The 11,701-nt window shown below is 34.3% G+C and carries 6 protein-coding genes and 1 pseudogene; 6 read left to right on the top strand and 1 reads right to left on the bottom strand.

Annotated elements, in window-relative coordinates; genetic code table 11:
- The first annotated feature begins 3 nt into the window (after positions 1-3).
- Both ACP7AT_RS09330 and ACP7AT_RS09325 read left to right on the top strand, forming a co-directional pair.
- Positions 4-1,632, top strand: a complete 1,629-nt coding sequence (locus ACP7AT_RS09330) for a RagB/SusD family nutrient uptake outer membrane protein (protein ID WP_426064060.1) — start codon at positions 4-6, stop codon at positions 1,630-1,632.
- Positions 1,633-1,892: 260 nt separating this feature from the next.
- Positions 1,893-2,168 (top strand): annotated as a pseudogene (locus ACP7AT_RS09325) (lipoyl protein ligase domain-containing protein); the annotation flags it as partial.
- Positions 2,169-2,200: 32 nt separating this feature from the next.
- On the opposite strand, the gene ACP7AT_RS09320 reads toward ACP7AT_RS09325, so the two are convergent.
- Positions 2,201-2,860: a ribonuclease HII gene (locus tag ACP7AT_RS09320; protein ID WP_426064059.1), complete on the bottom strand. Its 660-nt coding sequence runs from the start codon at positions 2,858-2,860 to the stop codon at positions 2,201-2,203.
- 198 nt (positions 2,861-3,058) lie between these two features.
- Between ACP7AT_RS09320 and ACP7AT_RS09315 the strand changes: the two genes are divergently transcribed.
- From ACP7AT_RS09315 to ACP7AT_RS09300, 4 genes are all read left to right on the top strand, one after another.
- Entirely contained in the window at positions 3,059-6,088 is a 3,030-nt protein-coding gene (locus tag ACP7AT_RS09315; protein ID WP_426064058.1) for a SusC/RagA family TonB-linked outer membrane protein, read from the top strand.
- Between the two features lie 11 nt (positions 6,089-6,099).
- The gene (locus ACP7AT_RS09310) at positions 6,100-7,533 is read left to right on the top strand and encodes a RagB/SusD family nutrient uptake outer membrane protein (protein ID WP_426064057.1); all 1,434 of its coding nucleotides are present in this window, start codon (positions 6,100-6,102) and stop codon (positions 7,531-7,533) included.
- A 114-nt stretch (positions 7,534-7,647) separates the two neighbouring features.
- The gene (locus tag ACP7AT_RS09305; protein ID WP_426064056.1) at positions 7,648-9,513 is read left to right on the top strand and encodes a S8 family serine peptidase; all 1,866 of its coding nucleotides are present in this window, start codon (positions 7,648-7,650) and stop codon (positions 9,511-9,513) included.
- Between the two features lie 120 nt (positions 9,514-9,633).
- Positions 9,634-11,592, top strand: a complete 1,959-nt coding sequence (locus ACP7AT_RS09300; RefSeq protein ID WP_426064055.1) for a putative porin — start codon at positions 9,634-9,636, stop codon at positions 11,590-11,592.
- Positions 11,593-11,701 lie beyond the last annotated feature (109 nt).

Here is an 11,701-nt window from a genome sequence, read left to right as displayed (position 1 = left end):
AAAATGAAAAATAAAAATAAATTTTTATCCTCATGGAGCTCTAAAATAGCAGTTCCATTAATGATGGTCTCACTTTTATTTACTTCATGTAGTGAGGAAAGTACCATAGAGTTAAGTCCTTTTAACAGTATTTCAGAAGATGTTGCTTTTAAAACTCCTGCATTAATTGATCTTTCCGTAACAGGTATGTATAATGGTGCTCAATTGGGTAACTACAATGGTGCTGGAGCGAGAGGGTATGTTTTTGGAGCTGCTTATGTTCAACAAGGTGATAATAGAGGTGAAGATGTGGTTAATTTAGCTGCATTTTATCAATTAACTTACACAGGAACATATGATCCAACTACGGCTAACAATGTATACTATTGGGCAGATGCTTACCGTTTGATTAATAGAACAAATATTGTTATTGAAGGTGTAGAAAAAGCTGCGGCAAGTGGCGTTATTACTCAAGAAGTCGCTAATGACTACCTTGGGCAAGCAAAGTTTTTCAGAGCGATTGCGCACAATGAATTATTGATTTATTTCGCAAGACCTTTTCAAGATAACAATGGAGCTAGTTTGGGTGTTCCTTACAGAGAGATGCCTTACAATACTCCAGCAAATATTGAGCTTGGTTTAGCTCAAGGTAGAAATACTGTTGCGGAATGTTATACTAAAATTCTTAAAGATTTGAATGACGCTGAGACCTTACTTTTTTCAAAAAATGCTAGAGCTGGCGCTGCAAAAATTGAAAGAATTACTAAAGAAGCTGCTATAGCTTACAAAACAAGAGTTCATTTGCACATGCGTAATTGGAATGGTGTAATCGTAGAGGGTACAAAATTGAATGGTCTTTATTCTGTTACTGCAAATCCTGATACTCCTTTTGCTAGTAATAGTTCTAATACGGAATCTATTTTCTCTATTGCAAATGGGGCTACAAATAATCCTGGTGCCAATGGTGCTTTGGCAAACATGTACCATCCGCCAATTCCAGCGGCCTCTAATGGTCGTGGTTTAGTAGCTATTAGTCCAATTATTTGGAGAGATCCAAGTTGGTTATCAGATGATAAAAGAAGAGCTGAGGGAACTATGGTTATAACGGGTGTTGGAAGCTACTATCCTAATTCTAAATTCACCAAAAAATACAAAGATGGTGTGAACAAAACAGATGCGGCACCAATTATTAGATATGCTGAAGTAGCTTTGAATATGGCTGAAGCTTATGCAAGAAATAATGATGTGGTTAATGGTTTAGCAAGATTGAACTCTGTTAGAAATAGATCTTTAGCAAATCCTGCAATACAAGCGTATACAGCGGTTAGTTTTTCTTCAAATGTTCAATTACTGGGAGCTATTTTAAAAGAAAGAAGAATAGAGTTTCTTATGGAAGGACGTCGCTGGGCTGACATCCATAGATTGCAAAATGATCCGTTTTTCCCTATTTCAGGAGTTCCTGCAAAAGCTGCAAACGGAGGTTTTTCTAGTGGTCCAACTGCTTTAACTGCATACTCATTAGGAACTCCTTATTCAGGTGCTTTAGGGGTTAATGCTATTCCTTATGACAACTTTAAGTTTTTATGGCCTATACCGCAATTAGAATTGGATTCAAATCCAACGTTAAGAGCACAACAAAATCCTGGTTACTAAATTTAAAATTTAGAAATCGATTTGCTTTAAATAGCTGTAAGAAATTATTCTTGCAGCTATTTTTTTTATATAAAAATTTCATGATTACAAAAGCAAGGGCTAACTTTTTAATTATAGATTTTAATTGTTCTTTCACTTTTTTAAATAATGATTTAAAAGTCGTTCAGAATTGTTTTTAAGAAGTAACATGGCAGTTCGTTGGTTTTTATAAGCTTAGTGAGAAATCTACGATCTACCTGATGAATTTTTATTTCTGCGGGACAGGCGAAACCGGAGTCTGGTTGGGTGCAGGAACTCCATTTGCCAGAAAAATTTGCGCTATGGGCGTTCGCGCGTCCCGTTTGGTAACGATGCATCGATTTGCGCTAAACGTGAATGCTGATTTGGGTTATTTTGACAATATTATTCCGTGCGGGATTCGTGGCAAAGCCGTAACCTCATTAAACGTAGAACTTGGCGTTGAAAGAGTAAATGAAACAGAAGTGAAAGAAAAAATCCTGAAACATTTCTCCATTCTTTTTGAAGCGACTTTTTAGAAATCTGAAATCGTTAAACAGCAATCAAAAATTTAAATTTCTAATTTTAATTGTTCCGGTAACAATCGAAATGTCATTCGGTGGTATTTAGTGGTCCCAAATTTCCGAATTGCTTCACGGTGTTCTTTGGTAGGGTAACCTTTATTTTGTTTCCAATTATACATCGGGAATTCTTCATGTATCCGGTTCATATACTCATCTCTGTAAGTCTTAGCTAATACTGAAGCGGCGGCAATACTCATAAATTTTGAATCTCCCTTTATGATGCTGGTATTTGGAATTGAATTTAGGATTTCAATTTCCGCATCAGTGAAAATTTTTCCTCCACGGTTTTTAATTCCGCCTTTGGGTATGAATGGACTGTTTCCGTTTACTATAATGTGAACGGGTTTTGGATCTAATTTTAAAATGCTTTCCTGCATCGCTTTTATAGATGCGTTTAAAATATTGATTTCATCAATAATTAAAGGCTCTAAATGTTTTACCGCAAATGAAATACACTGCTGTTCTATAATAGGTCTTAATTTTTCTCTAACTTTTTCAGATAACTGCTTGCTGTCATTTAAAAACTCATTATGGAAATCAGATGGTAATATTACGGCGGCTGCAGTAACAGGCCCAGCAAGGCAACCACGACCTATTTCGTCAGTTCCTGTTTCTAAATGTGGTGTTAAAAAGAAGGGGCTTAACATTAAATTAATTTTGACAAAAATATAGCTTTGAGAAGTCTTATAAGCACATAATATGTAGTAAATGTCAAAAAATAATGAGGTAATCTATTATTTTGAGTAGAAACTTTAACAAATGTTCGTTTCGTTATTTGTAAAATAAATTTGTTTCTTTAAGAAATTATTATGATTTTTGTCGAATAACTAATTTAATAAATTAATATGAGATCAAAGTACAAATGGATTATCACGCTATTTTTAGCGTTATCGATGCAGTTATCGTTTGCTCAGGAGAAAACGGTATCTGGAGTAGTTTCTGATGCAACGGGCCCTTTACCTGGTGTGAATGTTTCGGTAAAAGGTTCCAAGGCAGGAGTTCAAACAGATTTAGATGGAAAATATTCTATCAGAGCAAAAACTGGAGACGTATTAGTTTTTTCTTTTGTTGGAATGACTGAAACTTCAAAAACAGTTGGTTCGTCAAACAATTTAAATGTTGCTATGCAAGATGGAGTAAGTTTGAATGAGGTAATTGTTCAAACAAATTTAGGATATTATTCTAGAGATTCAAGAAAATTATCATCTTCTATTTCAACGGTTTCAGCAGACGAAATTGCTAAGCAGTCTCCTGCCTTAACTATTCAAAATGCCTTGCAAGGTCAAGCAGCTGGAGTACAAGTAACTGCCGCTAATGGAAAACCGGGTGCTGCTGCCTTTGTAACTGTGCGTGGAGCTGTCAGTATTACAGGTGGTACAGCTGAGGCTATTTATGTAGTGGATGGTGCTTTTGTGAGTGGGGCTGAAGCTTCCGCTTTAAGTTCAAATGACGTTGAATCTGTTTCGATTCTGAAAGATGGTGCTTCTGCTGCTATCTATGGAGTTCGTGGTGGAAATGGAGTTGTTGTAATTACTACTAAGAAAGGTAAAAATGCAAAAGCTAAATTCCAATTTAATAATTCTCTTGGTTTTACTCAAAAAATCGCGGATCCATTTGACATGATGAATGCAGATGAAAAAATCCGATATGAAGGATTAATTGGTCAAGGAGGGTCTATTGGTAAAACACCTGCTCAAGTGGCATTACTAAGGTCATACGATCACAATTGGCAAGATGATTTGCTAAGAAAAGGATTTATTCAAAATAGTAATCTTTCTTACTCAGGTGGTAATGAACAGTTTACTAATTTTATGTCTGTTGGTTACACTGAAGATTCAGGAATTATTGATAAACTGAAGGGTTTTAATAGAATTACCGCTAGGTATAATAGTGAATATACTGCAAATCCTAATGTTAAAATTGGTTTTAATATTGGTGGTTCTTATGAGAAATTTAATGATTCAAGAGACCGTAATAATGCACAAAGCCCTATTAGAGCAATGTATGATTACAATCCTTACGAGCCTTTTTTTGCCAGAGATGTTAATGGAAATGTAGTTAATGATATTTTAGGAAACCCGGTTTACAATACAAGTTTACTTGCTGGTTTTCCTATTCAAGAAGCAATAGTTAATAATACTGAGCAACGTCGTTTCTTTAGGTTGTATGGTCGTCCGTATGTTGAATTAGGAATTATAAAAGATTTAAAATTCAAGACTCAGATGAATATGAATTATGAAAGATACCAACGTGAATCTTTTATTAAGCCTTCGTCATTCTTAGATTTAATTGTGGGTGATCCTACAGCTAGAGGTCAAAAAACTGATAACGGTTGGGATTCATTAGAATATCAGTTGACAAATAGTTTGAGTTACAAATACAGTATCAATAATAAGCATAACTTTGAGTCTACTGTAATGTATGAGTATTTTAAGTCAAATTTTAGATCATACTCATTAACTAGAAAAGGATATGTAAACGGAGATTTGCCTACAGCAGGTACTGCAGTAGTTGGCGTTCCTTTCACTGGAAGAACTGAAAATGCTACAGTAAGTATGTTTGCAAATGTTGATTATGATTTTGATGGTAAGTATTTAGTTTCGTTGTATGGTAGACGAGATGGTTCATCTGTACTGGGAAGTAACAATAAATATGAATTTGCAAAAGGAGCTTCTGTAGGATGGAATGTTACTAGAGAATCATTCATGAGTAATGTTACTTGGCTAAACAATTTAAAATTGAGAGCCTCTTACGGAGAGCTAAATTCAACTAATGGTATAGGAAGTTATACAGCTCAAAGTTTATTTAGTACCAGTCAATATGGAGGTAATATAGGAACTGTTTTAACAGGAAGTACAGTTGGAAATAATAATTTAAAGTTTGAAAAAGCAGAGAAATATGAAGTTGGTATTGAAGCTGCTGCTTTTAATAATTGGTTGACATTCTCAAGCTCAATATTTCAAGATAAAAGAAATGATTTCATCTACAGTGATAATACGACTGTAGGGACAGCTTTTTCAACACTTATTAATGCAGGGGACTGGACTTCAAAAGGAGCCGAAGTTGAATTGAAAGCATTTGCTATAAAAAACGAAAATACAACTTTGTCTTTTTATGTTAATGCAGCTGTTTTTGATAGACAAATTAATGAATTAAACCGTCCTGGGGATCCTAATAATCAACTTTCAAGAGGTTTAACATGGAATAAAGTGGGTCGTTCACCAGATGATTTCTTTCTTGTACCTTATGCAGGTGTCAATCCTACAAATGGTCGTGCAACGTATACAAAGTTAGATGGTACTGTAACGGACGTTTATAGTGCTGGTGACAGAGCTTTTACTGGTAAAACCCCTTATGCAAAATATGAAGGTGGTTTTGGAATGCAATTTGCTTACAAAGGTTTTGACATCTCAACTGACTTTGTATTTAAACAAGGTAACTACACGTACAATTACATGTGGCAAAATATGGTTGCTGATGGTGCTGCACCAAATAGAAATCAGGCTGTTGCTGCTTTTGATTATTGGACTGCAACTAATACTACAGCTTCTTTACCTGCACCAAGACAATTGTCAGGTATAAATTCTAATCTTGAATCAGATCGTTTTCTAGAGGATGCAAGTTATATTAGATTTAGAAATCTAAATATTGGCTATAAATTTACAAAGAAAGCGTTCCCTAATTTACCATTAGATGAGTTTAGAATTTACACTCAGATGCAAAATTTATTCACTTGGTCTAAGTTCAATGGAGATCCTGAAGTAGGAATAGGTAGTGCAGAGAGTCAAACAGGTTTATTAGTTCCTGGACAATTTGCATTGTATTCTTATCCTAATGTTCAAACATTCCTTTTTGGAGTATCAATTAATTTATAATTAAAATAATTATGAAAAAAATAATTTACCTTGTTGCTTTGTCTTTCGCATTAAATTCATGCGACGATGAAGATATCACATTCGCACCTTACAATGCCATCAGTGAGTCCATTGTTTTACGTAACGCTGCTGATTTTGAGAATATGTTAACCGGAGCTTACAGCTACATGATAAAAAATGGAGGTGACGGAGGTTACGGCTCTGAGTTTGTTATCGATTCTGAAGTGATGACTGATAATCTAATCCTTAAAGTAGAAGGACGTCAGTCTAATGCAGATGGTTTCAGATTGCTTTCAGTGCCAAATAGTTCTCATTTTAATTATTATATTAGTGCCTACAGAGCTGCCGAAACTGCAACTAGAGTGATTGATAATATTAATATCATTCCTCAAAATGCTGTTAGAGATAATATAGAAGGACAGGCTCGTTTTATTAGAGCATTAAATAATTTTGATTTGGTTAGGATTTATTCTAAAATTCCTACTCAGGCACCTGATGCTAACGCTTCTTTAGGGATGTATTACTTAGATGTTGTTGAACCTTTTTCTAAACCATCAAGGCCAACTGTAGAAGCTACTTATAAAAAAGTAGTAGATGATTTACTTATAGCTGCTGATAAAATTGGTACAACTAATGCGATTGCTTCTGGAAAAGCATCAAAGTCGGCTGTCTATGCTTTGTTATCTCGAGTTTATCTTTATTTAGGTGATTTTCCTAAGGTTATTCAATATGGAAATCTTGCTATAGCGGGAAATACAGTTTGTCCAAGAGCTAATTTTGTAAATTTGTGGAAAGATGTAAACTCTTCCGGTGTTTTGTTTAAACTTAGAATTGATCAAGTAGATGGCGTAACTCCTGGTGTTGTATATAACCAGACAGTTGCAAGTGGTGTTCGTTCTGAGTTTGTTGTGCCTAAGAGTTTTTCTGATTTGTTCCAAACAACCGATATTAGAAAGGCTGCATACATCTCTACAAGTCCTTTTAATGGGATACCTTATAATCACGTTATCAAATATCTTAGTCGTTTAACTGGTAATCCAGCTATTGTTGATATAAAAGTGTTGCGTGTAGAGGAAGTGTATTTAAATATGGCTGAAGCTCAGTACCGAATCAATGGTGGAGGTTTAGCATTCCTTGATGCAGTAAGAGCGCAAAGATATTCGGCTTTCGTTTCTGGAAATGAATCTGGAGCTGCGTTATTAAATTCTATTTTGTTGGAACGCAGATTAGAGCTAGCTTTTGAAATGGATCGTTTCTTTACATTGAAAAGATTAGGTTCAGCAATGGTGAGAAATGCTGTGGAGGGTGATTATGCTAGTGGTCTCGGAACTAAAGTTGAAGCTACTGCTCTAACAATTCCGGCAGGTAGTTTCAAATGGCAACTTCCTATTCCCCAATTTCAAAGAGATTTGAATAGTAATTTACAGCAAAATCCTGGATACTAATTTATAAATCTAGTATTTTCAAACAACCTCCCTTTTTTAACCATTTGGGAGGTTTTTTGTTTCAAGTTTTTTAATAAATAATAGTATACTAAAGTCAATACTTAATTTTTATAAATGAAAAAAATATTATTTTGCATACTGATTTTTCAAATTTCTATTGCACAGACCATAGAAGAACGAAAGAAAATTACACAGTCCTATGACAATGAAAAAATCAATAGTTTTATTGTTAAATTATCAGAAGCACAAAAGGAGCAAAAAAGGAAAGTTCACAATTATAAGCTTCAGTATAGGTTGCTAGGTTCGGAAACAAGTTCGCTCCAGCGTATTTATGATGGTGTACCTATTTTTTACACAATTGAAAATGACGCTTCTGCTGCTACCATTCGAGCAAATTCATTGCAACCTAACGGTGTTTTAGGTCTTAATTTAACTGGTAATGGCATTACTGCTGGAGTTTGGGATGGCGGGAAAGTTAGGGGAACACATCAGGAGTTGTCTGGGTCAAAGGTTTCTTTTGGTGACGGAGCAGTATCTCCTAGCGCTCATTCTACGCATGTGACTGGTACCATAATTGGATCAGGTGTTGTTGCTAGAGCTAGAGGTCTAGCATATCAAGCAAAAGCAAAAACTTTTTTTTGGGATAGTGATGTTGAAGAAATGACAAGTTTTGGTGGTGAGGGGTATTTAGTCTCAAATCACTCATATGGTTATAGTATTTCAAATTCTTTCGCAAGTGCCAGATTTGGTTATTATGATCAAACCTCGTCTGATTTTGATAAAATTTCAGAGGTTTTTCCGTACTATCAAATTGTTGTTGCAGCAGGTAATTCGCGAAATAGTGACCACCCACAAATAAATGCTAAAGGTGGTTTCGATATGCTTACAGGAGCCACCATATCTAAAAATACAATTGTCGTTGCGGCTGTTAATTCAGTTTTAAATTATACAGGTCCAGGGAGCGTGACAATGAGTTCGTTTAGTAATTACGGCCCTACTGATGATGGCAGGATTAAGCCAGACATCAGTGCTAAAGGAGTAGGAGTATATTCGTGCAACGGACCAAATGATAATACCTATGAAACGTTAAGTGGTACTTCAATGGCCGCTCCCGCAATCACAGGCTTAATTGTGTTACTGCAGCAGCATTATAATAATTTGAATGCCACATTTATGAAAGCTGCAACCGCTCGTGGTTTGTTGTGTCATACCGCAGATGAAGCAGGGTTTTCAATGGGACCTGATTATTCATACGGATGGGGTCTGGCCAATGGAGAAGAAGCTGCTAAATTGATTAGTTCAAACGGAAAGACTTCATTAATTTTAGAAACGAGTTTAACAGACAAAGTTGTTTTCACTAAACAGATCACAATTTCTTCTCCAAGGGCTTTAAATGTTTCTATAGCTTGGACTGATCCTGTTGCTTTGGGTGCTGTTGTTACACCAATCACAGAAGATAACAGAACAACTAACTTAGTCAATAATTTAGATCTTAAAATTATAAATGAATCTGGTACTATTTATTTTCCTTGGAAATTGGATCCTACTTCTTTAAACAGTGCTGCTACTCAAAGTTCTGATAATAATGTTGATAACATAGAGAAAGTCTTTATTGAAAATGCACCAGCAGGAACATATACAATCCAAGTAACAAACAAAGGTGCTTTATTATCAGGAACTCAAGATTTTACTCTTATTGCCGGTGGTTTTGATAATACTTCTTTATCTTCTTTAGATTTTGACAAGAACGATCTTATTAAATTTTATCCTAATCCTGTTCAAGAAAATCTTTCTTTTGATTTACCATCGTCTTTCGATCTTTCTGACATTGCAATTTATGATTTAACGGGAAGATTACTTCGTATTTTTAAATATGATCAAAAAAACAGTATCAAAGTTTCTGATTTGACTTCTGGGATGTATTTTGTCAAATTTATTAGTGCGGACAAAACCATCAATATCAAGTTCATTAAAAAATAGATAGCGTAACTTTTTTTTATAACAAAAACATCCGCTTCCTTGGATGTTTTTTTATTTATAGGCATTTATGCTATACCTTTGTTTCGTTATTTTTAAATTTACTAACAAGATTCCTTCCAAATGAGAATATTATTTTTGTTTTATTTTTTAGCATTACCAATCCTATTATTTTCTCAAAAAAAGGAGATTGATAGCTTACGTAAAAATAATAAATACACTAGTTCTGATTCGATAAAAAAAGCGGTTAATAAACTAGCCACTATTGATCTTTACAAGGTAATCAGTATAGATAACGATACAACTTACATCGATACTTCTCTTACAATTCAAAAGGAATACAGTCATAACTATTTGCGAAAAGATATTTTTGGACTTTTACCTTTTGCAAATGATGGACAAACCTACAACACGTTGCAATATAGCTTAACCGATTTTTCACCATATCCGGAATTTGGTTTTAAAGCAAAACATTTTAATTTTTTAGAGGCTAATCAAATACGCTATTATTCAGTTGCAACTCCAGTGACCGAATTATATTTTAAAACCACCATAAAAAAAGGACAGTCTGTTGATGCTTTTATTACGTTAAACACTTCTGAAAATCTTAATTTTTCTATTGCTTATAAAGGTTTGCGTTCAGAAGGAGAATATCTCAACCAATTATCCAGTACGGGCAATTTTAGATTTTCCACCAATTACAATACCAAGAACAAACGCTATTTTGCAAAAGCCCATTATACTTTCCAAGACATTTTAAATGAGGAAAACGGAGGAATCACGACCATTGAAAATTTTGAAAGTGAAGATCCAAACTATAACAATCGACAACGATTTGAAGTCTATTTTAATGACGCTAAATCGTTTCTAAAAGGCAAAAGAGTTTTTTTGGATCATAATTTAAGAATTAATTCTAACAAAGGAGATAATAATCTATACCTGAGACACCAATTTAATTACGAAAATAAGTTTTTCGAATACAATCAGGAAACAGTTCCATCAACCGTTGGTTCTGAGACGGTATATCGCTTTGGAAATTCATTTTTAGATAGTGGGATTAATGACCAAACCCGTTATAATAAAATGTACAACAGAGTGGGACTTATCTATGAAAACACCACTTTAGGGACTTTTCAGTTTTTTGTTGATGATTTCAGATCAAATTATTTTTACAACAAGATTCTTATCTTTGATAATCAAAATACGGTACCAAGTTCGTTTAGTCAGGAAATCAACAGTGCAGGTGGACAATATGAATACCGACGTAATAAGTGGAATGCTAAAGTTTTATACTCAAGGTCCGTAACTGATCAGTCGCTTTCTAATTTGGATACAAAAGTGCGATATGACCTGAATGATGAAATCCAGCTTGCATTTCAGTATCAAAATATAAATAAACTGCCAAATAATAATTACAATTTGCACCAAAGCAGTTTTGTACAATACAACTGGTCGAATGATTTTAAAAATGAAAAAATTAATTCAATCAAAGCAAATGCTATTTCCCCTTGGGTTGATGCCGAGCTGCAGTTTTCGGTTTTGAAAGATCATTTATATTTTACTGATGCATCGACTGCCCAGCAAAAGCTGGATAAATCCCAAATTGTTGCGCCAGCGCAATATAACGGAACCATAAATTATTTGTCGCTTAAAATCGGCAGAGAGCTGAAATTTGGAAACTTTGCTTTGGACAATACAATTTTATATCAAAAAACCCAGCAACAAGATGCAATTCTGAATGTTCCTGAAATTGTCACGCGTAATACCATTTACTATTCAAATTATTTGTTCAAAAAAGCATTATTTCTGCAAACTGGTATCTCGTTGAATTACTTTTCCAGCTACTATGCCAATGAATACAATCCGGTCATAGGAGAGTTTTTTGTACAAAATGAAAAGCAAATCGGAAATCATCCTAATCTTGATTTCTTCATTAACGCAAAAATTCAAAGAACAAGAATTTATTTCAAAGCGGAACATTTTAATTCTGCTCTTATGGGTAACAATTTTTATGCGTCACCCAATAATCCATCGCGTGATTTCACGATTCGATTTGGTTTGATTTGGAACTTCTTCAATTAATTTATTAATAATTACAATTTTTCATATCGTTTTTTTTTGGCGTTTTATCGTGCTTTCCGCTATATCTTTCCTTGCTTAAAGAAAGCAAGTAAAGGATGTCGCTGTTATC

The organism is Flavobacterium sp. DSP2-3-1, from assembly GCF_049896865.1.
Lineage (GTDB): Bacteria > Bacteroidota > Bacteroidia > Flavobacteriales > Flavobacteriaceae > Flavobacterium.
This window is presented reverse-complemented; position numbering and strand designations above follow the sequence as displayed.